General features: G+C 75.7%; 21 protein-coding genes. 13 read left to right on the forward strand and 8 right to left on the reverse strand.

Features of this window, described 5'->3' with window-relative positions:
- Positions 1 to 74: 74 nt before the first annotated feature.
- Positions 75 to 1,487: an FtsW/RodA/SpoVE family cell cycle protein gene (locus AC230_RS24730; RefSeq protein WP_078871548.1), complete on the reverse strand. Its 1,413-nt coding sequence runs from the start codon at positions 1,485 to 1,487 to the stop codon at positions 75 to 77.
- Between the two features lie 296 nt (positions 1,488 to 1,783).
- Between AC230_RS24730 and AC230_RS31485 the strand changes: the two genes are divergently transcribed.
- Both AC230_RS31485 and AC230_RS24740 read left to right on the forward strand, forming a co-directional pair.
- Positions 1,784 to 2,113, forward strand: coding sequence for a hypothetical protein (locus AC230_RS31485; RefSeq protein ID WP_078871549.1), 330 nt, complete (start codon positions 1,784 to 1,786; stop codon positions 2,111 to 2,113).
- 100 nt (positions 2,114 to 2,213) lie between these two features.
- Entirely contained in the window at positions 2,214 to 2,423 is a 210-nt protein-coding gene (locus AC230_RS24740; RefSeq protein WP_049718517.1) for a hypothetical protein, read from the forward strand.
- Positions 2,424 to 2,454: 31 nt separating this feature from the next.
- Here AC230_RS24740 and AC230_RS24745 read toward each other — a convergent pair whose 3' ends face one another.
- Positions 2,455 to 2,892 carry an SPW repeat protein gene (locus AC230_RS24745; RefSeq protein WP_078871550.1) on the reverse strand — a complete coding sequence of 146 codons (438 nt, stop codon included), beginning with the start codon at positions 2,890 to 2,892 and terminating at the stop codon, positions 2,455 to 2,457.
- Positions 2,893 to 3,125: 233 nt separating this feature from the next.
- Here AC230_RS24745 and AC230_RS24750 point away from each other — a divergent pair, with 233 nt between their 5' ends.
- The gene (locus AC230_RS24750; RefSeq protein ID WP_049718518.1) at positions 3,126 to 3,332 is read left to right on the forward strand and encodes a hypothetical protein; all 207 of its coding nucleotides are present in this window, start codon (positions 3,126 to 3,128) and stop codon (positions 3,330 to 3,332) included.
- A 634-nt stretch (positions 3,333 to 3,966) separates the two neighbouring features.
- Here AC230_RS24750 and AC230_RS24755 read toward each other — a convergent pair.
- The 4 genes from AC230_RS24755 to AC230_RS24770 are packed head-to-tail and all read right to left on the reverse strand — an operon-like array spanning position 3,967 to position 6,855.
- Positions 3,967 to 4,836, reverse strand: a complete 870-nt coding sequence (locus tag AC230_RS24755) for a 5-oxoprolinase subunit C family protein (protein WP_049718519.1) — start codon at positions 4,834 to 4,836, stop codon at positions 3,967 to 3,969.
- Positions 4,833 to 5,459: a 5-oxoprolinase subunit B family protein gene (locus AC230_RS24760; protein ID WP_049718520.1), complete on the reverse strand. Its 627-nt coding sequence runs from the start codon at positions 5,457 to 5,459 to the stop codon at positions 4,833 to 4,835. The genes AC230_RS24755 and AC230_RS24760 overlap by 4 nt, the downstream gene beginning before the upstream one ends.
- Complete coding sequence (locus tag AC230_RS24765) at positions 5,456 to 6,214, reverse strand: LamB/YcsF family protein (RefSeq protein ID WP_049718521.1); 759 nt, start codon at positions 6,212 to 6,214, stop codon at positions 5,456 to 5,458. Before AC230_RS24765 ends, AC230_RS24760 begins: the two co-directional genes overlap by 4 nt.
- The gene (locus AC230_RS24770) at positions 6,211 to 6,855 is read right to left on the reverse strand and encodes a GntR family transcriptional regulator (RefSeq protein ID WP_049718522.1); all 645 of its coding nucleotides are present in this window, start codon (positions 6,853 to 6,855) and stop codon (positions 6,211 to 6,213) included. Before AC230_RS24770 ends, AC230_RS24765 begins: the two co-directional genes overlap by 4 nt.
- Positions 6,856 to 6,976: 121 nt before the next feature.
- Between AC230_RS24770 and AC230_RS24775 the strand changes: the two genes are divergently transcribed.
- From AC230_RS24775 to AC230_RS24795, 5 genes are all read left to right on the forward strand, one after another.
- Entirely contained in the window at positions 6,977 to 7,675 is a 699-nt protein-coding gene (locus AC230_RS24775) for a DUF969 domain-containing protein (RefSeq protein ID WP_049718523.1), read from the forward strand.
- On the forward strand, positions 7,672 to 8,640 hold the full coding sequence (locus AC230_RS24780; protein WP_049718524.1) for a DUF979 domain-containing protein: 969 nt from the start codon (positions 7,672 to 7,674) through the stop codon (positions 8,638 to 8,640). Before AC230_RS24775 ends, AC230_RS24780 begins: the two co-directional genes overlap by 4 nt.
- Before the next feature lie 72 nt (positions 8,641 to 8,712).
- The gene (locus AC230_RS24785; RefSeq protein ID WP_049718525.1) at positions 8,713 to 10,245 is read left to right on the forward strand and encodes a hypothetical protein; all 1,533 of its coding nucleotides are present in this window, start codon (positions 8,713 to 8,715) and stop codon (positions 10,243 to 10,245) included.
- Between the two features lie 106 nt (positions 10,246 to 10,351).
- The gene (locus tag AC230_RS24790; protein WP_422125628.1) at positions 10,352 to 11,353 is read left to right on the forward strand and encodes a hypothetical protein; all 1,002 of its coding nucleotides are present in this window, start codon (positions 10,352 to 10,354) and stop codon (positions 11,351 to 11,353) included.
- Between the two features lie 136 nt (positions 11,354 to 11,489).
- Positions 11,490 to 16,133 (forward strand): coiled-coil domain-containing protein, encoded by a 4,644-nt coding sequence (locus AC230_RS24795; protein WP_049718527.1) that lies wholly within the window; start codon positions 11,490 to 11,492, stop codon positions 16,131 to 16,133.
- A gap of 28 nt (positions 16,134 to 16,161) precedes the next feature.
- Here AC230_RS24795 and AC230_RS24800 read toward each other — a convergent pair whose 3' ends face one another.
- Positions 16,162 to 16,515 (reverse strand): hypothetical protein, encoded by a 354-nt coding sequence (locus AC230_RS24800; protein ID WP_049718528.1) that lies wholly within the window; start codon positions 16,513 to 16,515, stop codon positions 16,162 to 16,164.
- Positions 16,516 to 16,962: 447 nt separating this feature from the next.
- Between AC230_RS24800 and AC230_RS24805 the strand changes: the two genes are divergently transcribed.
- The 3 genes from AC230_RS24805 to AC230_RS24815 are packed head-to-tail and all read left to right on the forward strand — an operon-like array spanning position 16,963 to position 20,029.
- Entirely contained in the window at positions 16,963 to 19,206 is a 2,244-nt protein-coding gene (locus AC230_RS24805) for a nitrate- and nitrite sensing domain-containing protein (RefSeq protein ID WP_078871551.1), read from the forward strand.
- Positions 19,203 to 19,649 carry a roadblock/LC7 domain-containing protein gene (locus AC230_RS24810; protein ID WP_049718529.1) on the forward strand — a complete coding sequence of 149 codons (447 nt, stop codon included), beginning with the start codon at positions 19,203 to 19,205 and terminating at the stop codon, positions 19,647 to 19,649. Before AC230_RS24805 ends, AC230_RS24810 begins: the two co-directional genes overlap by 4 nt.
- Positions 19,646 to 20,029, forward strand: coding sequence for a DUF742 domain-containing protein (locus AC230_RS24815; RefSeq protein ID WP_049718530.1), 384 nt, complete (start codon positions 19,646 to 19,648; stop codon positions 20,027 to 20,029). The genes AC230_RS24810 and AC230_RS24815 overlap by 4 nt, the downstream gene beginning before the upstream one ends.
- Positions 20,030 to 20,076: 47 nt before the next feature.
- On the opposite strand, the gene AC230_RS24820 is transcribed toward AC230_RS24815, so the two are convergent.
- On the reverse strand, positions 20,077 to 22,467 hold the full coding sequence (locus tag AC230_RS24820) for a glycoside hydrolase family 31 protein (RefSeq protein WP_049718531.1): 2,391 nt from the start codon (positions 22,465 to 22,467) through the stop codon (positions 20,077 to 20,079).
- 214 nt (positions 22,468 to 22,681) lie between these two features.
- On the opposite strand from AC230_RS24820, the gene AC230_RS24825 reads away from it, so the two are divergent.
- Entirely contained in the window at positions 22,682 to 24,694 is a 2,013-nt protein-coding gene (locus AC230_RS24825; protein ID WP_049718532.1) for an acetoacetate--CoA ligase, read from the forward strand.
- Positions 24,695 to 24,776: 82 nt separating this feature from the next.
- Positions 24,777 to 25,682 (forward strand): hypothetical protein, encoded by a 906-nt coding sequence (locus tag AC230_RS24830; RefSeq protein ID WP_107082232.1) that lies wholly within the window; start codon positions 24,777 to 24,779, stop codon positions 25,680 to 25,682.
- Positions 25,683 to 25,739 lie beyond the last annotated feature (57 nt).

The raw sequence follows: 25,739 nt of genomic DNA on the forward strand, positions 1-25,739 counted from the left end.
CGGGGCCCGCCGGGCCGCCCCTCGGGCGGGCCGCGCTCCCGCTCGACGGGCGCTCCGCGGCCCCCGCCGCCCGGCTATTCCCGCCGCACCGGCGCCCGTTCGCGCCCGGCCGCGTCGCTGATCCTCAGCAGCAGGGCGATCATGAGCCAGTTGGCCACCAGGGAGGAGCCGCCCTTGGCGAGGAAGGGCAGGGCCTTGCCGGTCAGCGGGATCAGGCCGAGCACGCCGCCGGCCACCACGAAGACCTGGAGCGCCAGCGCGGCCGCGAGTCCGACGGCGAGCAGCGTGCCGAACGGGTCGCGGGAGCGCAGCGCGACGCTCAGACCGCGCTGGACGAGCAGCGCGTAGAGCAGCAGGACGGCCATCACCCCGGCGAGCCCGAGCTCCTCGCCGACGGTGGTGAGGATGAAGTCGCTGCGGCCCGCGAAGCCGATCAGTTCGGGGTGCCCCTCGCCCAGGCCCGTGCCCGTCACCCCGCCGCTGCCGAAGCCGAAGAGGGCCTGCGCGGCCTGGTCGGAGATGAGGCCCGGGGGCCGCCGGTCCTTGGGCAGGTAGATGTCGAAGGGGTGCAGCCAGGCGACGATGCGGCCCTTGACGTGCGGCTCGGTGGAGCCGACCGCGGCGGCGCCGACGGCGGCCATCAGCAGGCCGCAGACGACCCAGCTGGTGCGCTCGGTGGCCGCGTAGAGCATGACCACGAAGAGCCCGAAGAAGATCAGCGAGGTGCCGAGGTCGCGCTCCAGGACCAGGACCATCAGGCTCAGCACCCACACCGCGAGGATGGGCGCGAGCTGCCGCCCGGGCGGCAGGCGGAAGCCGAGGACCTTGCGGCCGGTGAGGGCGAGGGCCTCGCGGTGGGTGACCAGATAGCCCGCGAAGAAGATCGCGATCATGGTCTTGACGAACTCGCCGGGCTGGAACGACAGCGGCCCGAGGAAGATCCACCGCTTGGCGCCGTAGGTGTCGCCGGGGAAGGCCGCGGGTGCCATCAGCAGCACCAGGGCGACGGTCATCGTCAGGTAGATGTAGCGCTGGAGCCGGCGGTGGTCGCGCAGGACGAGCAGCACGCCCAGGCAGACCGCCACGCCGATCACGGTCCACAGCAGCTGTCCGGACGCGGTGCCGGGGGACTCGTAGCGCTTGGCGTAGGCGAAGTCCAGCCGGAACAGCAGCACCAGTCCGATGCCCGACAGCAGCGTCGCCAGCGGAAGGATCAGCGGGTCGGCGTCCGGGGCGAAGCGGCGCAGCACGAGGTGCGGCACCAGGGCCAGGCACACCATGCTCCCCGCGAAGCCGGCGAGCTGCGGGGGGATCTCCCCGGTGGTCGCCAGCCCGGCGTACAGGTAGCCGAAGGTGCTGATCAGTACGGCGAGGCAGAGCAGCACGGCCTCGCGGGCGCGGCGCCGGCCGCGGCCCTCCGCGGGCGGCGCGGCCGCCGCGTCGCCGTCGTCCTGCACGCGCACGGGTTCCACGGTCACACCCGTCATGTTGATCGGCTCCGGCCGCGGAAAACCCGTGCCGCTCCAAGAATCCTCGGCAATCCGGTGCGTCCCGTCTCATCCTCGACATTCGCTATGTGCACGCCACCAGCGTCACATATCCGACAAGGGGGACTGTCACCCGGCGCTCCGTGGTAGCGGTGCGTCAGGACGCGCCACCCACGGTGACGTCCGTAACCGCCCGGGGGCGCGGTGAGTTGACCTCACGGCGAGCGACCGGCACAGACACGGACCGGCACAGACACACCGAACAGCCCCGGCACACCGGAACAGGAGAGTGGTTCATGAGCAAGCGCCAGAAGGGCCGCAGGCACCGCAGGGTCAACCGCACCCCGAGGCCGGTCGGCCCGTCCCGCCCGCGCACCCGCCCCGAGCCGGAGCGGACGGTCGTCCCCGACCTCGGCCGGCACACGGCCAGGACCTGGGACGGCCTGTGCTCCTACGGGACGGGGGGCGCCTCCGTCGAGGAGCTGTGCGCCGCGGTCGGCTACCAGCCGCGCACCATCCTCAAGCACGTCTCCGGGCTCGCCGGGCAGGGCCTCGCGGAACAGCGCGGCGACCGCTGGTACGCGCGCGCCGGGGCCGGGGTGCTCGTGGCGGCACAAGGCGGCTGACCGGGCCGTTTCCCGGCTCCCGGCCCCGGCGCGTCATCCGCGCGGGTGAATACCCGTGATCCGGTGCGCAGTTGGGGTCCGATGATCTACTCTCGCCCGCATGCCGGACATGGATGAGATCATCGGACGGATCCGCCGTGACATGGACTCGCAGCTGCGCAAGAGGGCGCGCCGGGCGCTCGGCGAGGGGGTGGACCGGGCCGGCTGGGCCGCCGCCCGGCCGGACGCGCCCGCGGCGGCCGCGGCCGCCGCGGGAAGCGCCGTCCCCGGACCGCCCGAGGAAGGGCCCGTGCCCGCCCGTCCCCAGTGATCCGCCGGACGGGCGGCGCGGGCCCGCCGGATCAGCGCCGGGCCCGGGAGCGGTTCACGCCCATCCCCGCCAGGGCGAGCGCCGTCACGCAGCAGACGGCGCCGACGACGACGTTGCTGACGGTGGCGGCCGTGCCGAAGGAGTGGCCGGCCACGACCCAGGGCGAAATGATCGTCCAGACCCCCACGCCCAGGGCGGCCCAGCTCATGGAGTGGGTGCGCTCGTACGCGGAACCGAAACCGCCGGCCAGCAGCGCGAAGGCGATGCCGGTGATGAGGTTGTTGGCGGTCAGGGTGGTCGTGCCGTTGAAGCCCACGATCCAGGGCGAGGCGGCCAGGTAGACGCCGCACAGGAGGGCGAGTGCCTCGACGGCCTGGGCGACGGGGAGCGCCGTCGTCTCCTCCGAATGGGCGCGGAGGGCCATGATGTCCGGGTGCTGCTCGATCCGGGGTGACGTAGGGGCGGTCACGTCAGCCACCTTCTTTCCACAAGTGGAACGGAGAGTTCGGACCTTCTAGTAGTTTAACCGCAATGGTCGTTCTTCACCCTCGTGGCGGTGGATGGTCCGATCTGATGAGGTGCGATGTCCCGGGGGCGTACCGGACGGGTGTGCGGGGAAGGGTGTTCTTCCAGGGGCCGGTGCCCTTCCGGCCCGTGTCCCCGGACCGGCACCACACGGCTCGTCAGGGGGAGGTACCGCTCATGGAACAGCCCGCAGCGCAGGAAGAACGCCTGGCGGAGCGTTTACCCGGCCTCGGCGACGGACCGGCCGCGCCCGCGCCCGCCCGCGGCGGCCCGGCGCCCGGTGAGGCCGAAACCCCCCTGCCCGACGGCTTCGACGCCTTCCGTGCCTTCCGCGCCCCCGGTGACGGGGACGACGAACCGCACATCGTCCGCGGCATCGACTGACCGCCCCGCAGGGAGGCCGGGCGGAGGCCGTCCCGGCGCTCACGCGCCGTTCCCCGGACGGAAAGGTCCCCGTGGCTCCAGCCACGCCCCTGCTGTGGAGAACAGCGATATGCGGATCGCCGTCGTCACCGAATCGTTTCCGCCCGACGTCGGCGGTGCCGCCCACTGGGCCTGGCGGACCGTCGCGGCTGGACCTGCCGGCGCCGGTCTCCGCGCTGCCCGGCGTCCGGCTCGTCCTCGCCGGCGCCGGACCGCACGCGGCGGCGCTGCGCGCCGTCCTGCCCGGGGGCGCGCTTCCTCGGGTGCCGGACGGGGGATGAAGTCGCCCGTATCCACGCCTCCTTGGACGTCTTCGTCCATCCCGGGCCGGGGCGGGCCTCTTCCTTGAGCGGGCGGGAGGCGCCGGCGAGTGGGGGTGCCGGTGATCGCGCCCGCGAGTGGTGATCCCTGCGGTCCCGTGCGGCACGGGCGCACGGGGCTGCACGTGCGCCCCGGGGACGCGCAGGCGTTGCGCGAGGCGGTGCTGGCGCTGGAGTCGGGGGAGTCGGGGCGGAGGCGGCGGGCGCGTGAGTTCTGGCCCCATGGCCTCCCCCGGAGGGGGCACCCCCTCCGGGGGAGGGCCCGGGGCCAGAACTCACCCCCGCGCCGGCACGAACCGCACCCGCACCCCCGGCCCCGCCTGCCCCGCCTCCGCCAGCGCCGCCGCGCCGTCCACCACCCCGATCACGGGGTAGCCGCCCGTCGTCGGATGGTCCGCGAGGAAGACGACGGGCCGGCCGTCCGGCGGCACCTGGACGGCGCCCAGCACCATCCCCTCGCTCGGCAGTTCGCCGGCGACGACCCGCTCCAGCGCGGGCCCCTCCGTCCGCAGCCCGATGCGGTTGCTCGCCGCGGAGACGCGGAAGCGGCCGCCGGCCAGGGCGGCCAGCGCGCCGGGGGCGAACCAGTCGTCGCGGGGACCGGGGACGAGCGGGAGGACGAGTTCGCCGCGGGGCGGCCCCGGCCGGCGGACCGCGTCCGCCGTGGCCGGCGGCCCGCAGGGGGAGCCGAGCGGCAGGACCACACCGTCCGCGAGAGGCTCGGGCCCGAGACCGGAGAGCAGGTCGCGGGAGCGGCTGCCGAGCACCGGCGGCACGTCCACCCCGCCCGCGAAGGCGACGTAGCTGCGCAGTCCCGCCGTCGCGGCCCCGACGTCGAGGACGGCACCGGCCGGCAGCCGCACCGGGGCGCCCCAGGCGACGGGCCGGCCGTCCGCCCGGACCGGGCAGGGGGCACCCGTCACGGCCGCCGTCACGGCCGAGGAGACGCACACCGCGCAGCCGTTGACCGTGGTCTCCAGGGTCGCGAGCCCGTCCGGATTGCCGACGAGCCGGTTGGCGAGCAGGTGGGCCGGACGGTCGAGGGCGCCGGAGCGGGGGACGCCGAGGTGCGCGTGGCCGGGCCGGCCCAGGTCCTGCACGGTCGTCAGCGCCCCGGCCCGGACGACCGTCAGCCGCGCGCTCACGCCAGCACCTCGAACCGCACCCGCCGCCCCGGCACCAGCAGCGCCGCGGGGTCGCGCCCGGTGTCCCACATCGTGACGTCCGTACGGCCCACGAGCAGCCAGCCACCGGGGGAGGAGCGCGGATAGACGCCGGTGTAGGCGCCGGCCAGGGCGACGGAGCCGGCGGGTACGGCCGTGCGCGGGGTCGCGCGGCGCGGCACGCGCAACTCGGGCGGCAGGCCGGTCAGATAGCCGAAGCCGGGGGCGAACCCGCAGAAGGCGACGCGGAATTCGAGCGCGGAGTGGACGCGCGCCACCTCCTCCTCGGCGACTCCCCACAGGCCCGCGACCTCGGCCAGGTCGGCGCCGTCGTAACGCACCCCTATGACCAGCGGGTCGCCCTCGGCCGGCGGCAGCGGCGGCACGGTCCACGTCGTGATCTCGGCGGCGAGGGAGCGGGGGTCGGCGAGGCCGTCCAGCAGGACGGTGCGCGCGGCCGGGACGATCTCCGTCACGGGCGGCAGCGTCCCGGCCTCCCGGCGGCGCAGCAGTTCGGCGTGGAGGGCCTGGGCCTCGGCGGTGCCGTCGACCTCGACGAGCAGGGCGTGGCGCCCGACGCGCCGCGGACGGGGGACGGCGGTCACGCGAACGCCTCCAGCCGGACGCCCGCGGCCTCCAGCGCGTCCCGGACCCGCCGGGCGAGCGCCGCCGCGCCGGGCGTGTCGCCGTGCAGGCACAGCGAGCGGGCGCGGACGGTGACGTCCTCACCGGTCAGGGCGGTGACGGTGGCGTCACGGGAGAGGCGGACGGAGCGGGCCACCACGGCCTCGGGATCCGTGACCACCGCGCCCTCGGTGCCGCGCGGGACGAGCGTGGCGGCGGAGGTGTAGGCGCGGTCGGCGAACGCCTCGGCGACGACGGGCAGTCCGGCCTTGTCGGCGGCCTCGTGCAGCCGGGAGCCGGGCAGGCCCAGGACGGGCAGCGCGGCCCCGGCGAGCAGGACGCCCGTCACGACGGCGGCGGCCTGTGCGGCGTCGTGGACGGTGCGGTTGTAGAGGGCGCCGTGCGGCTTCACATACGCCACGTCGGCCCCGGCCGACCGGGCGAAGACGCGCAACGCGCCTATCTGGTAGGCGATTTCGTCGGCTAGCTCGTCCTCGGGGACGTCCATGGCGCGGCGCCCGAAGCCGGCCAGGTCGCGGTAGGAGACCTGGGCGCCGATGCGGACCCCGCGCGCGGCGGCGAGCTCGCACACGCGGCGCATCGTCGAGGGGTCGCCCGCGTGGAAGCCGCAGGCGACGTTGGCGCTGGTGACGACGGACAGCAGGGCCTCGTCGTCGGTCAGCCGCCAGCGTCCGAAGCCCTCGCCCAGGTCGGCGTTGAGATCGAGGACGGTCACCGTCGTTCCTCCCGCATGGTGTCGACTATCAGCTGCCGGGCGTCGTCCAGATAGGTGGTCAGTTCGGTCTCGGCGCGCGCGTACTCGCCCTTGGCCAGGAGCTGTTCGATGGCGCGGTTGCGGACGAGGAACGGCTCGTGGAAGCGGCGGGGCGAGGGCATCGTGTGGAAGGCCAGGCGGAGTTCGGCCAGCAGCCGGTCCATGGCGGCGTCGACGCGGGGGCTGGCGGAGAGCCCGGCGAGCGCCCGGTGGAAGGCCAGGTCCGCGGTGGCCACGGCCGGCCAGTCGCCGTCGTCGGCCGCCCACTCGGCCTCCGTGACCGCGGTGGTCACCGCCTCGCGCAGCGCGGGGGGCGCGAGGGCGGCGGCGCGCACGCCGGCGGACTCCAGGGCGCCGCGCACCCGGTAGATGTCGATGACGTCGTCGGGGCCGAGCACGCGGACGAACACCCCCCGGTTCAGCCGGTGTTCGACGAGGCTCTCGTGGGCCAGCAGACGGAACGCCTCCCGCAGGGTGTTGCGCGAGACCCCGAGGTCGAGGCCGAGCGCCTCCTCCGAGAGCTGGCTCCCGGGCGGCAGGTCGCCGCGTTCGACGCGTTCGCGGAGGACGGCGGCGACGCGCTGCGCTGTGGAACGGGTCATGACATCTCCTCAGGAGAGGTGACCGGGCGCAAACCCTTGAGGATTGTTGAACAACATCCTAGCCTCCTCGCCAGTCGCCTCACCCGGTCGAGTGAGGTCCGAGATGCGAAAGGCGGGGCGCATGCTCGTACTTCTGGGCGTCCTCGTGGTCGTGGCCGGATTCGCCGCACGCCGCAACCCCCTGCTCGTCGTCGGGGCCGCGGGCATCGTCACCGGTCTGCTGGGCGGGCTGACGCCGCGTGAGGTGCTGGCCGCCTTCGGCACCGGCTTCGCCTCCAGCAGGGGAGTGACGATCTTCGCCGTCACCCTGCCCGTCATCGGACTGCTCGAGCACCACGGCCTCCAGGAGCAGGCCCGCCGGGTCGTCGCCCGCTTCGCCTCCCTGACCGCCGGCCGCTTCCTCGCCCTCTACCTGCTACTGCGCCAGGTGACGTCGGCGGTCGGGCTGGGCGGGGTGCTCGGACACGCCCAGACCGTACGGCCGTTGGCCGCGCCGATGGCCGAGGCGGCGGCCGAGCGGGCGCACGGGCCGCTGCCGGCGAAGGTCCGCGAGCGGATCCGTTCGTTCGCCGCCAGCGCCGACAACGTCGGCTTCTTCTTCGGCGAGGACGTCTTCCTGGCCGTCGGCTCGATCCTGCTCATCACGGGCTTCGTCAACACCACGTACCACACGCGTCTCGAACCGCTCGACCTCGCGCTGTGGGCGGTCCCGACGGCCGTGTGCGCCCTCGCGGTGCACGGCTGGCGGCTGGTGCGGCTGGACGGCAGCCTGTCCGCCGCCGGGCCGGCGGCGTGGGACCGGAAGGCGGCCGTCAAGTGATCGAGGCGGAGTGGTTCCACTGGCTCGTCGGCGGGCTGTTCCTGGTGATGGCCGCCCAGATGCTCACCGACCGCACCAATCCCCGGCGTTACGGCAGCGCCCTCTTCTGGGGGCTGCTGGGACTGGGGTTTGTCTACGGGACGTGGGTGGCCGACCACCGCGCCCCGGCCGAACCGCTGGGCGCCGCCGTCCTCGTCATGGTCTGCCTCGCGGGCTTCGGCCGTACCGGGCGCGGGGCGCCGCCCGAGGGCGCGGCGGAGCGGCGGGCGGCTGGCGCGGAGCGGTTCGGCGGGCGGCTGTTCGTCCCCGCCCTGACGATCCCCGCCGTGGCCCTCGCCTGCGCCGTCGGGCTCAAGAGGGTCCACTGGGGCGGCGGTCCGCTGCTCCAGAAGGGCAGTGAGACGGTGCTCGGGCTCGGCATCGGCTCGGTCGTCGCGCTGGCCGTCGGGATGGTGATGCTCCGCGAGCGGCGGATCTCCACGCCGCTGCACGCGGGCCGTTCGCTGCTGGAGTCCATGGGCTGGGCGATGCTCCTGCCGCAACTGCTCGCCACGCTCGGCGCGATCTTCGCCTCCGCCGGGGTGGGCGACCAGGTCCGGCGGGTCACCACCGCGGTGCTGCCCGGCGGTTCGGTCTTCCTCGCGGTCGTCGTCTACTGCGTCGGCATGTTCCTGTTCACCGTCGTCATGGGCAACGGCTTCGCCGCCTTCCCCGTGATGACGGCCGCCGTCGGCTGGCCCGTCCTGGTCGAACAGGCCCACGGCAACGCGCCCGCCGTGCTCGCGGTCGGCATGCTCGCCGGGTTCTGCGGGACGCTGGTGACGCCGATGGCCGCGAATTACAACCTCGTCCCGGCGGCCCTGCTGGAGCTGAAGGACCAGTACGGCCCCATCAAGGCCCAACTGCCCACCGCCTTCATCCTCCTTGGGTGCAATATCTCCGTTATGTTCCTTTTTGCGGTGTGAGGGCGCGGGCGGCGGGCCCGGGGAACCGTGCCGTTTCGGCCGATGTCAGTGCGACCGCTTACTCTGTGCGACGTGACATCTCCAGCCCCGGCGGCCGTTCCGCCCCAGCTCAACGGGCCCCACCGCCCTGCCCCGGGTCCGGCCGCCGACGAGGGCCTGGCCCGCCGGCTGCGCGCGCTCGCCTGCACGGCGCCCCTGCACGACCTCGACGCGCGCAAGGCCAACCTCGCGGGCGAGTACGGGGTGTACGCGATGGCCGAGGTGGCCCTGGCCGCCATCGACCTCGTCACGCTCACCATGGACTTCGACACCGGCGCGGACCACGAGCAGATAGTGACCCGCCTCCTGCCGCGGGTCGCCGCCCAGGCCCCCGAGCGGCCGCAGTCCGAGCACGAGCGCGTCGCCCGCTGGGTCCTGGAGAACCTCATCAACGTCGGCAGCGCCGACCGCGGGTTCCGCGTCGTCTACGGCACGTTCGGCACCGACGGCGCCTACGTCCGCCGTGACTACGACTTCAAGCTCATCGAGGAGGTCCCCGGCCCCGGCGGCACCGTCTTCCTGCGCGCGACCGACGAGGCCGTCAACGTCCTCGTCGGCGCGCTCGACACGGACGTCACCAGCGCCCAGATCGCCGCCGAGGTCAAGCTGGAGGTCCTCGTCAGCCGCGGCCGCCTCGCCGACGCGCAGCTCGCCGCCGAGCAGGCCCGCTACCGGACGGTTCAGTACGCCGAGACCCTCCGCAAGACCCTCGACGCCACCCGCCGCAACGTCCGCGCCGTCGACTGGCTCAACACCGTCCCCGACATGATCGCCGAGGCGCTCGACCACGTCGCCGACCGCTACCGCCACGAGAACGCGATCCTCACCAACATCCGCAAGGTGCGCGACGAGGCGGCCTCCGGCGTCGACCCCGAGCACAAGCGGCGCGCGGCCGAGCTCGTCGACATCGTCAAGGACTGCATCCGCCGGCACACCCAGCTCCAGTCCCGGCTGCTGGAGGCCGGCCCGCTCTTCCGCGCCGAGCAGGACCGCCAGGCGTTCGCCTCCCCCGCCGCCCGCTCCGGCCTCGACCTCTACGGGCAGCTGCTCGCGCCCGTCCTGACCCTGCCGCTGGAACGGGCCGGGCGCGTCACGGACGCCTTCTTCGCCCGCGGCACGGGGCTGCGCACGCCCTCGTCCGTGCGCGTCGGCGACCTCGTCGAGCTGCTGCTCACGCCCCCGGCCGAACGGGAGCACCTCGGCGCCGAGATGCCCGAGCCCGATCTCATCGCCACCCCCGACGACAGCCGCTTCAGCGAGGAGCAGCTCGCGAGCGCCATGGAGCTGCTGACGCTGCCGGCGGACGCGCCGCGCCGGCTCTCCGGCCTCCTCGCGGACGCGCGCCTGCGCGATCCCGAACTGCCCTACCTCGTCGCCCTCCTGGCCGTCCACGCGGCGAGCCCCGCCGTGGGCACGGCCTATCGCCAGGGCGAGTCCTCCCTGCTGTTCGCCGTCGACGACGGCACGCCGCTCGACGACCCCGGGTTCGGCGGGGCCGACCTCATCGTCGGGACGGCGCTGCTCGACGCGGCGGGGATGGCGGCGGACCGGTCGGAGGGGGTGTGATGATGCGGTGTGCGGCGGGGGGTGCGGGCGCGGGGGGCCGCCCGGGAGAGGGTTCGCCCCCGCCCGCCCTTTCTCCGCTTCTTCCAGGGCTGCGCCCCATGCCCCCATGCCGCGCTCCGCGCGGGGCGGGGCACAACTCCCCACCCCCGGCCAGCGCAGCGACCACGCACCACCAGGAGCACCAACCGTGACTGACGACCACGACGTCGACGAGACACCGGCACAGGCCCCGGCACAGGCACAGGCTCCGGCCCAGCCGGACGCCCCCTCCCCAGCGGGAAGCACCCCCCTCACCCCCGCCGACGCCGCCGACGCCGCCCGCCTCATCGCCTTCGGGCTGCAGCCCAAGCTGCAGCCCGCCCGCGACGCCGAGTACACGGAGCTGCTGCGCCGCCACCGCGACGACCCCGCGTTCGCGCGGCTCGCCGACGCCGTCGCGGCGGGGCTCGGGCTCGTCGTGCTGGAGGTGTCGACGCGGGCGGGCATGGCCGTCACCGCCGCCGACGACTCGGTGTTCGCGGTCCGGATGGGCGACTACGCCCGCCGGGCCACCGCCGACTCCGGCGACCGCTTCCTGCACGGACTGGCCCACCTCGCCGTGGCGGCCATGGCCTTCCCGCGCCCGGAGGACCTCGCCGACGACGGCTACATCGGCCGCGTGACCGTCAACGGCGTGGACGCGTTCGTCCGCCAGGCGTGCCGCCGGCTGGAGGAGCGGGCCGCCGAGGGCGGGGAGAACACCGACCCCGCCAGCGACGCCCCGGGCCTGGAGGCCGCCTGGCGGGTCTACGCGCGGCGAACGGCCACCGGCGCGACCAAGGACGCCCGCCGGCTGGCCGGTTCGACGACGGGCATCATCGCGAAGGCCGTCGCCTTCCTCGTCGACTCCGGCTTCCTCCAGCGCACCGGCGACGACGCGGGCGGCACGTACCGCACGACCCCGCGCTACCAGCTCCAGGTGCGCGACATGGCCGGCAGCGCCGCCATGACGGAGCTGCTGGAGCTGGGCGTCGTACCGGTGGGCGACGGCCGCCCCACCCTGCTGCCGCCGGACGACGCCGACGACCTCGAACTGGTCGCCGACGCCGGCCTGCCCTTCCACTCCTGACGACCGACCACTCCTGACGACCGACCACTCCTGACGACCGACCACTCCTGACATCCGACCAGTCCTGACCCACCCGTCCTGACGACCGACCAGTCCTGACGAACCGACCATCCGCGAGCAACGAGAGTCCGCCGCCATGTACGAGCTGTCCCGGGTCCGCCTCTACTCCATCGGGCCCGCCGGTGCGCGCTACGCCGACACCGTGCTGGATCTGCGGGGGGTGGGCGCCCCGGTGCCCTCGCCCGCGCCGACGCAGGCGGAGTTCTTCGAGGAGGAGCCGGCCGGCCCGCCGCGCCGGCCCGCCCCGGCGGGCGTGCTCTTCCTGGAGAACGGCGGCGGCAAGTCCGTCCTGCTCAAGCTGATCTTCTCGGTGATGCTGCCGGGCCACCGCAACACGCTGGGCGGCGCGAGCTCCGGCGTGCTGCGCAAGTTCCTCCTCGCCGACGACTGCGGTCACGTCGCGCTGGAGTGGCAGCACGTCCTCACCGGCGAGACGGTCGTCGTCGGCAAGGTCAGCGAGTGGCGCGGCCGTCAGGTCTCCAACGACCCGCGCAAGTTCGCCGAGGCGTGGTACTCGTTCCGCCCCGGTCCGGGCATGAGCCTGGACGCGCTGCCGGTCGCCGAGTCCACCGCCATGCGCCCGGCGGCCGAGGGCGCCTCCGGCGCCCGGGGCCGGCGCCGCACGATGAAGGGCTTCCGCGACGCCCTCACCGAGGCCGGCAAGGCGTACCCGCACCTGGACGTGGTGTGGGAGGAGATCCACGAGCGCTGGAACGAGCACCTCGGCGAGCTCGGCCTCGACCCCGAACTCTTCCGCTACCAGCGGGAGATGAACGCCGACGAGGGCGAGGCCGCCGGCCTGTTCGCGGTGAAGAACGACTCCGACTTCACCGACCTGCTGCTGCGCGCCGTCACCGACACCCGCGACACCGACGGCCTCGCCGACCTCGTGCACGGCTTCGCCCACAAGCTCGGCCGCCGCGCCGAGCTGACCGCCGAGCGGGACTTCACCGCGGGCTCCCTGGAGCTGCTCTCCCGCATCGCCGAGGCCGGCGCCCGCCGGGACACCGCCCGCGGTGTCCACGCCGGGGCCGAGCGCCGCACCCGCGCCCTGGCCCGCCGCCTCTCGGCCCGCGCCGCCGAGGAGCGCGGGCGCGCCGCCGAGCTGGCCGAGCAGGTGGCCGGCGCCGCGCACCGCGTCACCGACGCCGAGGACGCCCGCGGCCGCGCCGCCGCGATCGCCGCCGAACTCGCCTACCGGCACGCCTCGTTGGCCCTGGCCGCCGCCGAGAAGTCGGCCGCCGCCCAGCGCCGCGAGCTCAACGACGCCCGTACGCTGCACTCCGCGTGGCAGGCCGCCGAGACCGTGCTGCGCCACCGTGCCGCGGCCGACCGCTCGGCCCGCGTGGCCGCCGCCATCCACGAGGCCGAGCGCGACGCGGCCCCCGCGCTGGAGGCCCGCTCCCGCGCGGCCGCCGCCCTGGTGCGCGCGCTCAACGCCGCGGCGGAGGACGCCGAGCGGCTCGCCAACGAGCAGGAGGAGCGCTCGGCGGTCCTCCAGGAGACCGGGGAGGCCGCCCACCGCGACGCCACCGCCGCCGCCACCGAGGCCCAGCGCGCCCGCAGCGAGTCCGGCCACCTGCGCCAGCGCCTCGCGGAGGTCGAGCAGGAGACCGCGGAGGCCGTCCGGGCCGGCTGGCTCGACGACTCGGCGCCCGACGCCGACCCGGCCCGCGCCGCGCTCGCCGCCAGCGACGCCGAGAAGTCCGCCTCCGCCGCGTACGAGACGGCCCGCGAGGCCGCCGCGCAGGCCGCCGCGCGGGCCAAGGAGACCTCGGGCGCCGAGTCGCGCGCCGAGCTGGCGGCGGCCCGGGCGGCCGACGCCGCGGCCTCCGCCGAGGCGGCGTACGAGGGCGAGCGGCGCGCCGCCGAGGCGCTCGGCGCCGAGCCCCGCATCGCCGAACTCCTCGGCCTGCCCGGCGGGCCGGCCGCCGGGCAGCTCCCGGCGCAGCGCTCCGGCGAGGCCCCGGCCCCGGGCCTGACCGCCGAGGAGCTCGACCGCAACGCGGACGCGCTGCGCGAGCTGCTGGAGGAGAACGTCGCAGGTGCCGAGCGCACCCTGTTCGACCTGCGCACCGCCGCCGCCGACGACTCCCGCATCCTGGGCGCCCTGGGCGACGGCGGACTGCTGCCCCCCGGCCCGGACGTCCTGGCCGCCGTCGAGTTCCTCGGCGAGCACGGCATCCCGGCGCTCCCCGGCTGGCGCTACCTGGCCCAGTCCGTGGACCCGGCCGAGCACGCCGCCGTCCTCGCCCGCCGTCCCGAGCTGGTGGACGGCGTCGTCATCACCGACCCCGACTCGCACGCCCGCGCCCGCGAAGTGCTGGGCGCCGCCTCGCTGTTGCCGCGGTCCGCCGTGGCCGTCGGCACCGCCGCCGCGCTCCTCGCCCCCGTCCCCGAGGACGGCGACGGCTCCGGGGTCTTCCTGGTGCCGCCGAACCCGGCCATGCACGACGAGCGCGCCGCCGACGAGGAGCGGCACGCCCTGCGCGAGCGGGCCGCCGCCCGCGACGAGGAGATCCGGGCGGTCGCCGCCCGGCTGGCGGCCGACCGCACCCTCGCCGCCCGGCTGTCCTCCTGGCGCGCCGGCTGCCCGGAGGGCCGGCTCGCCGAGCTCGCCGCCGAGGCCGAGCGCTGCCGCGCCGTCGCCGACGCGGCCCAGGAGGTGCTGACCGCGGCGCGTACCGCCCGGGCCGAGGCCGAGGAGGCCGCCGCCCGCACCGCCGCCCTGCGCGACGAGCGCCAGGAGGCCGCCCAGCGCGCCCGCCGCGTCGCCGACGCGCTGGCCGGCCTCGCCCACCGGCTGCGCGAGCGCGCCCACTGGCAGACCCGTCTGCGCGAACTCGCCGAGGAGGCCGCCGAGTCGGAGGAGCGGGCCGCCGCCTGCGTGGACCGCGCCCGCGCCGCCGACGAGGACCGCCGCACCGCCCAGCGCGCGGCCGACGACGCGCGCCGTACGGCGCGGGCGCTGCGCGCCGAGCGCGCGGAGATCGCCGGCGCCCCCGACGAGGCCGGCGAGGAGGAGTCCGGCTCCGCCGGCTCCCTGCCCGCGCTGCGCGAGGCGTACCGCGCCGCCTCCCAGCTCTACGAGAAGGTCGGCGTCGGCGCCGACCTGCGCGCCGAGCAGGCCCGGGCCGAGAGCGACGAGAGCGCCGCCCGGGCGGAGCTCGACCGCCTCACCAACAAGGTCCGCACCCGCGCCGCCCAGCTGCTGGAGAGCCCCGACGGCGCCGACGGCCCGTCCCGCCAGGCCGCCGCCGCCCGCGCGGAGGCCCTGGTGCAGCTGCTGGAGGGCCGCGCCTCGGCGGCGAGCGAGCAGCTCGGCCGGCTGCGCGGCGAGGCCGAGCGGCTCGCCCCGGCCGACGGCGACGCGCACGCCGAGCTCCCCGAGGAGCGCGAGCCCGCCGACGCCGAGCACGCCAAGGAGCTGCTGCGCACCGCCACCGCCGAACTGGCCGCCCGCGCCGACGCGTTGGAGGCCGCCCGCGCCGCCCACGCCGACCTGCTGCGCGCCCACCGGGCCGCCGAGGACGCGGCCGCCGGCTTCGACGACACCGCGGCCCTCCTGCGCGACCTGCTGCGCGACAACGCCGCCGAGGAGACGGAGGAGCGGCCCGAGCCGTACAGCGGCACGCTGGAGGAGGCCCGGCAGGCGGCCGCCGAGGCCCGCCGCTCGCTGCGCGGCTGCGCCGGCGACCTGTCGGCGGCCGAGGCGCAGGTCCGCGAGGCCAGCGACGTCCTCGTCCGGCACGCGAACTCCACCCGCTACGAGATGGTCCGCACCCCCGCCCGCCAGCAGATCCGAGAACTGCCCGCCGCGGCGCTCCCGGAGCACGCCGCGGCCTGGGCGGACGCCTTCGCGCCCCGGCTGCGGGTGCTGACCGACGAGCTGGAGCAGCTGGAGCGCAACCGCGACAGCATCGTCGACCGGCTGCGCGGCCTGGTGGAGTCCTCGCTGACCACGCTGCGTTCGGCCCAGCGGCTGTCGCGGCTGCCGGAGGGGCTGGGGGAGTGGTCCGGGCAGGAGTTCCTGCGGATCCGCTTCGAGGACCCCGACCAGAGCACCCTCACCGAGCGGCTCGGCGAGGTCATCGACGAGGCCACCCGCTCCGCCGTCAAGAAGAACTCCGACCTGCGCCGCGACGGCATGTCGCTGCTGCTGCGCGGCGTCCGGGCGGCGCTGCTGCCGCGCGGCGTGGCCGTCGAGATCCTCAAGCCGGACGCGGTGCTGCGCGCCGAGCGGGTGCCGGTCGGACAGATGGGCGACGTGTTCTCGGGCGGCCAGCTGCTGACGGCGGCCATCGCCCTGTACTGCACGATGGCGGCGCTGCGCAGCAACGACCGCGGCCGCGACCGGCAGAAGCACGCGGGCACGCTGTTCCTGGACAACCCCATCGGCCGGGCCAACGCCACCTATCTGCTGGAGCTCCAGCGGGCCGTGGCCGACGCGCTGGGCGTCCAGCTCCTCTACACGACGGGCCTGTTCGACACCACGGCACTGGCCGAGTTCCCGCTGGTGATCAGGCTGCGCAACGACGCGGACCTGCGGGCGGGCCTGAAGTACATCAGCGTCGAGGAGCACCTGCGGCCGGGCCTGCCGCAGCAGGACCCGGAGTCGGAGCCGGTGCACGGCGAGATCACGGCGACGCGGATGTTCCGCCGCCCGCCGGAGGCGGTCCCGCCCGGCGGGGACGAGCGCGAGCCGGTGCCGGCCCGGTAAGGGCCGTACGGGAGCACGGGTACGGCGGTCAGGGATAGCGCGGCCGCCGCACCCGGCGCACCTCGCGCGCCGTGCTGCTCGGCACCGAGACCACCCCGTGCCGCTGGCGCCACACCTGCCGCGTCACCCAGACGTCCAGCACGCACCACGTCGTCGCGACGACGCCGGCCACGGTGGACAGCAGCACGGGGAACGCCCACCAGGAGCCGGCGAGGGTGAGGAGCAGCACGACCATCGCCTGCAACAGCGTCAGCGCCACGAGGAGCACCGCGCGCACCGCCGCGGCGCGCACGGGGTCGGGCATCCGGGGCCGGTGGACCGGTTCCTCGATCCACAACGGTCTGCGCGCCCCGGGACGTTCCACCCGGCGTGTCCCGTCCATGACGGCTCACCTCCCCCAGTGGCTGCCCGTGCTCGGGCTTTTCCCGCAGGTGTGCCCAAAATAACCCGGGCGGCGGGCCCGCGTGCGCCGGCGCCGGACAGCGTCCGGGGTCTCCGCCCGGAGGGTACGCGGCGACGGCCGGCCCGGTGCGCGAACCGGCGTGCACGTCCGGCCACTTGGGCGGGGGACGGGCGGCACGGTGGGCGTCCGCTGTCGCACCGAACCGGAATTTTTCCCTCCAACGGGTGGCCGCGCCAAGAACGGACGGAAGAAGTCCGGGAATCCCGGGAGAAGTCGGACGACTTGCTCAACGCCCCTGCTCCGCAGGGGCGTACAGCCCTTCGAGCCCTCATCCCGCAGTAGTAGGCTCACGCACCGCATCACTGTCGGAGCACCACCCCCGTGCCACGGGGTGCAGTGGGGGAGGCCATGCCCTTTCGCGGGAACGTGCCCTTTCGCGGGAAGTCGATCCGCCGGAAGATCGTGGGACTGCTGCTGGTGCCCCTGCTGTCCCTGACCGTGCTGTGGGCCTTCGCCACGGCGATCACCGGCAAGGAGGCCGCCGACCTGCTCACCGCCGCGAAGGTCTCCCGCGCCCTCGGCGACCCGGCCGAGGACGTCATCACGGCCCTGCAGACCGAACGCCGCCAGGCCCTCGTCGTCCTCGCCACCCCCCGCCCCCGCCCCGGCGCCGCGCCCTCCCGCGCCCGCGCCACCGCGCTCACCGCCCTGCGCCGGGCCGAGGGCGCCACCGACCAGGCCCGCGCGGCCCTGCGCTCCGGCGCCGGCCGCGACGTCCGGGACGACATGAGCCCCGCCGCCGCGGACTGGTTCGCCGCCATGGAACGCCGCCTCGACCGCCTCCCCGCCCTGCGCTCCCAGGTCCGCGCCGACTCCGTCCCGCACGACGCCGCCTCCCGGACGTACGACGCCGTCATCGAGGCCCACATCGACTTCCTCACCCTCCTCGGCTCCGTCAGCGACGCCGGCCTCGAACAGCAGCGGCGTGCCCTGGTCGGCCTCGGCTCCTCCCGCGAGGCGCTCTCCCGCGCGGACGCCCTCTTCGCCGCCGCCTCCGCCGGCGAGGGCATGGACGCGCGCCGGCTCCGCGCCTTCTCCGACCACATCGCCGAACGCACCGTCCTCTACCGGACCAACGTCGCCGTCCTGCCCGCCGAGGACCGCGAGATGTTCGACGACTACTGGCGCGGCACCGAGGCCCGCGCCCTGGAGGACGCCGAGAACGCCGTCGTCCTCGCCGGGCCCGGCCGCGCGGCCCGCGCCGTGGCCGCCGCCCGCTGGCGGACCGCCGCGAGCACCGTCCTCGCCGACCTCGCCCGGCTCGACGCCGAGGCCAACCGCCGCCACCAGGACCGCCTCGACCCCGTCGCCACCTGGGTGCTCACCAAGGCCGCCCTCGCCGGCGTCCTCGGCCTCGCCGCGCTCGTCGCCTCCGTCGTCGTCTCCTGGCGCACCGGCCGCGGACTCGTCCGCGACCTGCGCCGCATCGGCCGCGACGCCCACGAGGCGTCCGGCGTCCGCCTCCCGGCCGTCCTGCGCCGCCTCGCCGCCGGCGAACCGGTGGACGTGGAGGCCGAGGCACCCCGCCGCGACCACCCCGACGACGAACTCGGCCAGGTCGGACGGGCCTTGAACACCCTCGAACGCGCCGCCGTCGAAGCCGCCGTCAAACAGGCCGACCTGCGGCGCGGCGTCTCCGACGTCTTCGTCAACATCGCCCGCCGCTCCCAGGTCCTGCTGCACCGCCAGCTCGCCCTGCTCGACACCATGGAACGGCGCACCGACGACCCCGACGAACTCGCCGACCTCTTCCGCCTCGACCACCTCACCACCCGCATGCGGCGCCACGCCGAGGGCCTCGTCATCCTCTCCGGCGCCGCGCCCTCCCGGCAGTGGCGCCGGCCCGTGCGGCTGATGGACGTCGTCCGCGCCGCCGTCGGCGAGGTCGAGGCGTACGAGCGCATCGAGGTGCGGCGGCTGCCCGCCCTCGCCGTCCAGGGGCCCGCCGTCGCCGACCTCACCCACCTGCTGGCCGAACTCCTGGAGAACGCGACCGTCTTCTCCCCGCCGCACACCGCCGTCCAGGTCGTGGGCGAGCGGGTGCCCAACGGCTTCACCCTGGAGATCCACGACCGCGGCCTGGGCATGGACCCGGACGCCCTCACGGAGGCCAACCTCGGCCTCGCCGAGGCGCCGGAGTTCGAACTCTCCGACACCGACCGGCTCGGGCTGTTCGTCGTCAGCCGCCTCGCCCGCCGCCAGGGAGTGCGCGTCTCCCTCCAGCCGTCCCCCTACGGCGGCACGACCGCCGTCGTCCTCCTCCCCGCGGCCCTCCTCTCGGACGCGCGGCCGGCCGGGCCCTCCCTCGTCGAGCCCGTCGAACTCGCCCCCCGGCCCGGCCCGTTCGAGACGCCCTCCCACGAACGCCCCGGCGACCACGACGAGGACACCCCCGTCCTGCCCCGGCGGGTGCGCCGCACCGCACCCGCCGCGCGCCCGGCGGAACGTTCCGCCCATGAGGCGGTGCGCGACGCCGAGGACGTCCGCGCCCGCATGGCCTCCCTCCAGCGGGGCTGGCGCCGCGGCCGGGCGGACGCGACCGAGCACGAGAACGACACCACGGGAATCACGGGAACCACCGGAACCACTGACGAAAGGGACGGTCGATGACCGCCATACGCAACGCATCGGCAGCCGCGGAACCGGCGACGGACGCCGGCGGCAACCTCAACTGGCTCCTCGACGACCTCGTCGAGCGCGTGGCCGACATCCGCAAGGCCCTCGTCCTGTCCGGCGACGGCCTGGCCCTCGGCGCCTCCAAGGACCTCGGCCGCGAGGACGGGGAGCACCTGGCCGCCGTCGCCTCCGGCTTCCACAGCCTCGCCAAGGGCGTCGGACGCCGCTTCGACGCCGGGGAGGTCCGCCAGACCGTCGTCGAACTCGACGGCGCCTTCCTGTTCGTCACCGCCGCCGGGCACGGCAGCGCCCTCGCCGTGCTCGCCGCCGCCGACTCCGACATCGGGCTCGTCGCCTACGAGATGACCCTGCTCGTCAAGCGCGTCGGAGCCCACCTGGCCAGCGCCCCGCGCACCGGCGAGGCCGCCGGCGGATGACGGACCGGACGGACGGGCACTGGTACGACGACGCAGCCGGACCGGTGGTCCGGCCGTACGCGATGACGCGGGGGCGCACACGGGGCGGGGCGGAAGGACGGCTCGACCGGACGGCGTTCGTCATCGCCCTGCGATCCGTCGGCGGCACGGACACCCATCTCGGCCCCGAGCACATCGGCATCGCCGAGCTCACCGCTCCCCGCCCCCGCTCCGTCGCCGAACTCACCGACCTGCTGGAACTTCCGCCGGGCGTCGTCCGCGTCCTCGTCGGCGACCTCCTCGAAGCGGGCGTCGTCCGCATCGACCGACCGATCCCCCCGGCGGAACTGCCGGAGGAGAGCGTGCTGCGCCTGGTGATAGCGGGCTTGCGCGCCTTGTGACAGGTGCCCCGGTGCCCCTCCGGGGGAGGCGACCGGGGCGCACCCCCTCAAACACCCCGCACCCGCACCCGATAGCCCACCTCGCCCCCACCCTCCCGCCCCACCACCACAGCCCCCTCCCGCCACCCCGTCACAAACCGCTCCACCACCCCGGCCGGCTCCACGACCACCACCCCACCCTCCGAACGCCCCACACCCACCCCCGGCGCCGGCGCCCACACCTCCAACTCCACACCCCCGCCACCGGAGGACGAGGCCACCGGAATCACACACCCCGCCCGCGCCAGCACCGGGATCCGCGACAACGGCGCGTCCAGCAGCACCTGCCCGGGCCCCTCGTACGCCCGCTCCGTCGCCACGTCGTACCACCGCCCCCGCGGCAGCCGCACCGCCCTCCGCGAGGCACCCGGCTCCAGCACCGGAGCCACCAACAACGCGTCCCCCAACAGGAATTGATCCTCGCAGTCACGCAGCGCCCGGTCCTCCGGAGAACGCCACCACACGGGCCGCGCGTACGGCGCGCCGGTCAGCCGCGCCAGATGCGCGAGCGTGACGAAGTACGGCAGCAGCCGCACCCGCTCCCGCAGCGCCGCCGCCGCGTGCGCCAGCACCTCCGCCCCGAACTCCCAGGGCTCCCGCCGCCCCGCCGAGATCGCCGAATGCGTACGGAACAACGGCAGAAAGGCGCCCATCTGGAACCAGCGCAGATACAGCTCCGGCGACGGAGACCCCGTGAAACCCCCCACGTCCGGCCCGGAGTACGGCACCCCGCACAGCCCCAGCCCCAGCACCAGGGCCAGCGACGCCCGCAGCCCGGGCCAGCCCGTCACCACGTCCCCCGACCACGTCCCCCCGTACCGCTGCATCCCGGCCCAGCCGGACCGCGAGAAGAGGAACGGCCGTTCGTCCGGCCGCAGCGCCCGCAGCGCCTCGTAACCGGCCCGCGCCATGCACAGCGCGTACACGTTGTGCGCGGCGCGGTGGTCACCGCCCGCGCCGTCCAGCGCGTGCCGCGCCGACCGCGGCAGCGTGTGCTCGCCGAACGCGGCGAACGCCGCCGGCTCGTTCATGTCGTGCCAGAACCCCGAGAAGCCCTGCGCCAGCCGCTCCGCGTACAGCCCGCCCCACCACTCCCGCGCCCGCGGATCGGTGAAGTCGGGGAAGACCGACGTCCCGGCCCACACCTCGCCGCGCACCACCCGCCCCCGCGCGTCGCGGACGAACGCGTCCGCCGCCAGCCCGCCGTCGAAGACCTCCCACCCCGGCTCCGCCTTCACCCCGGGGTCCACGATCGACACCAGCCGGACGCCCCGCTCCCGCAACTCGGCCGCCAGGCCGGGCAGATCGGGGAACCGCTCACGGTCCACCGTGAACACCCGGTGCCCCCGGTAGTGATCGATGTCCAGATGCACCGCGGACAGCGGCAGCCCGCGCTCCCGGTACCCCGCCACCACCCGCCGCACCTCGTCCGCGCTCCCGAACCCCCAGCGCGCGTGCTGCGGACCCAGCGCCCACGCGGGCGGCACGGCCGCACGGCCCGTCAGCGCCGACCAGCCGCCCAGCACCCGCGCCGGCGTACCGGTGATCACCCAGGTGCGCAACGGCCCGCCGGCCGCGCGCACTTCGCACCGGCCCGGCCGGTCGTGCCCCGACCCCCCGCCCTCCTCGCCCTCCCACAGCGTCACCCGGCCCTCCCAGGAGTTGTCGTGGAAGACCAGGTGCGTCCCGGCGTCGGCCACCACCAGTTGCACCGGCATGGTGATGTAGAGCGGATCGTCCCCGGGCCCGAACGACCCGCCCGGATCCTCGTTCCACAGCAGGTACGTCCCGTCCCGCAGCCGCGGCCCGGCCGACCGGCCGCCCAGGCCGAAGAACCGCGCGTCGGCGGGGACTTCGGAGCGCTGCGCCCAGCGCGGCCCCGCCCCGCCCGCCGCCCGTCCCGCCGGACCCGCCGCGTCCGCCCGGTCCCACCAGCGCGGCGGATGGTCGCGCCGCAGCACCACGCCGCCCGGCGTCCGCACCTCCACCGCCCCGTGCCGCGACACCGTCACCAGCACCCGCTCGGACACCACCCGCCAGCCCCCGTCCCGGTCGGGCTCCAGCACCGCCCGTTCGTCCGCCTCCGGCACCGGACCGGCCAGCGCGTACGAGGGCTCGGGCGCCGCCCCGTCCCAGCCGCAGAACACCGCGCCGCCCGCCGCCACCCGCACCCGCAGCGAGGACCGCGCGAAGTGCACGACACCCCCGCCCGGCGCCGGTTCGGCGCCCCGCGCCGCACCGGGCACCCGCGCCCGCTCGGGCCCCGGCCCGGCGAGCCCCACCGCGTCCGCGCGCCGCCGCCACCAGGCGGCCCGCACCGAACGCAGCACCCGCGCCGCCCCCACCGTCCTGAACGACGTCACCCATTTGACCGACCGTCCCAGGTCATGCGCATCCATGCGCCCCACCCTGCCACCGGCGGACCACCGGACGGGGCGCCTTCGGCCGCCGTTCACCCGGGGAAGGCCCGCTGCCCGCCGGCCGCCGCCGGATGTGAGCCGACACCCCTGGTGCGGAAGTCGATCACGTGGCATCGTCCTGGTCAGCCGCGCACCCGCGCCCACCCGGCCCGCGCGGCCCCCCGCCCACGACGCGCAGAGCCGGGAGCAGCCGATGACCACCGCACCGCACCCCGCCGACCAGCACGAACCCCTCTGGCGGCCGGACGCCGACCGTGTCGCCCGCGCCCGGATCACCCGCTTCCACGCCCGGGTGGCCGAGGAGCACGGCGCCCCCGCCCCCGTGCCCGGCGACCCCGCCGCGAGCTACGCCGCGCTGCACCGCTGGTCCGTCGCCGAACCCGAGCGCTTCTGGCGGGCCCTGACCGAGTGGTGCGACGTGCGCTTCTCCACCCCCAGCGAGCGCGTGCTCGCCGACCGGTCGATGCCCGGCGCCGTATGGTTCCCCGGCGCGACCCTCAGCTACGCCGAGCACGCCCTGCGCGCCGCCGAGGACCCCGCCCGCGCCGGCGAACCGGCCCTGCTGCACACCGGCGAGAACCACGAGCCGCAGCCCGTCACCTGGGCCGAACTCCGTTCGCAGGTCGGCTCGCTGGCCGCCGCCCTGCGCCGGCTCGGCGTCCGCCCCGGCGACCGGGTCAGCGGCTACCTGCCCAACGTCCCCGAGGCCGTCGTCGCCCTGCTCGCCACCGCGGCCGTCGGCGCCGTGTGGACGTCCTGCGCGCCCGACTTCGGCGCCCGCAGCGTCCTCGACCGCTTCCAACAGGTCGAACCCGTCGTCCTCTTCGCCGTCGACGGCTACACCTACGGCGGCAGGCGGCACGAGCGCGCCGACGTGGTGGCCGAGCTGCGCGGGCAACTGCCCACCGTGCGCGCCGTGGTGCACGTCCCGCTGCTGGGCACCCCCGCCCCCGAGGGCGCCCTGGAGTGGTCGGCGCTCACCTCCGACGCCACCGAGCCCGTCTTCGAGCAGGTGCCCTTCGACCACCCGCTGTGGGTGCTCTACTCCTCCGGCACGACCGGCCTGCCCAAGGCCATCGTCCAGTCCCAGGGCGGCATCCTCGTCGAGCACCTCAAGCAGCTCTCCCTCCACTGCGACCTGGGCCCCGGCGACCGGTTCTTCTGGTACACCTCCACCGGCTGGATGATGTGGAACTTCCTCGTCTCCGGCCTGCTCGTGGGCGCCACCCTCGTCCTCTACGACGGCAGCCCCGCCCACCCGGGCACCGACGCCCAGTGGCGCGTCGCCGAACGCACCGGCACCACGCTCTTCGGCACCTCCGCCGCCTACGTCATGGCCTGCCGCAAGGCCGGCGTCCACCCCGGCCGCGACCTCGACCTCTCGCGTGTGCGCTGCGTCGCGACGACCGGTTCGCCGCTGCCGCCCGACGGCTTCCGGTGGATCCACGACGAGGTCGCGTCCGACCTGTGGATCGCCTCCGTCAGCGGCGGCACGGACGTGTGCAGCTGCTTCGCGGGCGCCGTCCCGACGCTGCCGGTGTACGCCGGCGAACTCCAGGCGCCGGCCCTCGGCACGGACCTCCAGGCGTGGGACGAGGCGGGGAAGCCCGTGACGGACGAGGTCGGCGAGCTGATCGTCGCCGCCCCCCTGCCGTCCATGCCCGTCCGCTTCTGGAACGACCCCGGCGACAAGCGCTACCGCGAGAGCTACTTCGAGACCTTCCCCGGCGTCTGGCGGCACGGCGACTGGATCACCCTCACCTCGCGCGGCACCGTCGTCATCCACGGCCGCTCCGACTCCACGCTCAACCGGCAGGGCGTCCGCATGGGTTCGGCCGACATCTACGAGGCCGTCGAGCGGCTCCCCGAGATCCGCGAATCGCTCGTCATCGGGGTCGAGGAGCCCGACGGCGGCTACTGGATGCCGCTCTTCGTCCACCTCGCCCCCGGCGCCACGCTCGACGACGACCTCCTCGCCCGCATCAAGAGCACCATCCGCGCGGAACTGTCCCCCCGGCACGTCCCCGACGAGGTCGTCGAGGTCCGCGGCATCCCCCACACCCTCACCGGCAAGCGCCTCGAAGTCCCCGTCAAGCGCCTCCTCCAGGGGACGCCGCTGGAGAAGGCCGTCAACCCCGGCTCGGTCGACGACGTCGAACTGCTCCGCTTCTACGTGGACTTGGCCAAGGCCCGCGGCCGCGTCTGAACCCCCGGGCCGGGGGCGTTGTCAGTGCCTCCCACTACGGTGAGTGAGCACAGGTCACACGCCGTTGAGGGGGAGTGGAAACATGATGGCGCGCACCGACGACATCCGGAAGCGGCAGAGCGCACGCCGCAGACTGCGCAGGGAGACGCCGAGCACGGTGGCCGTCCTGGCCGACGAGCGGGACTTCGCCGCGATGCGGAGATACCCGAGCTTCGGCTTCGACGACCACCCGGCCTACCTGCGGCACGTCGAGGGCCTGCTCCGCGCCCTCGCCGCCCGGGGCACGCCCACCAGCGTCGCCCTCTTCGACCCCGGGGAGTTCGCGGACTACTGCGACCGGGCGGGCCTCGACCCGGACAGCCCCGCGAGCCGCACCCGCTACATCGCCGAAGTCGCCGCCGCGGGCGGCACCGTCGCCTACGAGGGCCAGCCCGTCGCCCGCCTCCTGCCCCGCCTCGTGGACGAGGCCTGCCGGCAGGCCACCTGGGAGTACGCCACCCGGCTGCTCGCCCGCTCCGGCTGCCCCGCCTGCGGCGACGACCCCGGCAGAGAGCCCTTCGCCCGCGCCTTGCGCGCCCTGCGCGCCATCCTGGAGGCGCTGGGCGGCGGGACGCACCACCTGGTGTGCAGCGTCCCCACCGAATCCGGCGCCCCGCTGGTCGCCGTCCTCGGGGCCCACTGCGACGACACGGGCGGCCTCCGGCTGGACGAGCCGTCGGCGCTCCTCTTCTGCACGGTCCTGGCCGCCAGCGCGACCACCGAGCACCCCGGCGGCATCGTCGTCCGCAGCCACCGCCCCGGCCGGCAGGACACCGTGCGGGGCTGGAGCCTGCGCCGCGGGCGGACCCGCCCGCTCGACGAGGCCCAGGTCTTCGCCGCCTACTGCACCGACCCGGTCACCGGGGAGCCCGTCCCGCCCGAGCCCGGCGTCGCCTACGAGGCGGGCATCGCCCTCGACCCCGGGGAGGACGACGGGAAGGAGACGTGAAAGCGGGAGGGGTGCCCCGCCGTCACGGCGGGACACCCCTCCCGACTCACCTACGGG

This window comes from Streptomyces caatingaensis, from assembly GCF_001187435.1.
GTDB classification, from domain to species: domain Bacteria; phylum Actinomycetota; class Actinomycetes; order Streptomycetales; family Streptomycetaceae; genus Streptomyces; species Streptomyces caatingaensis.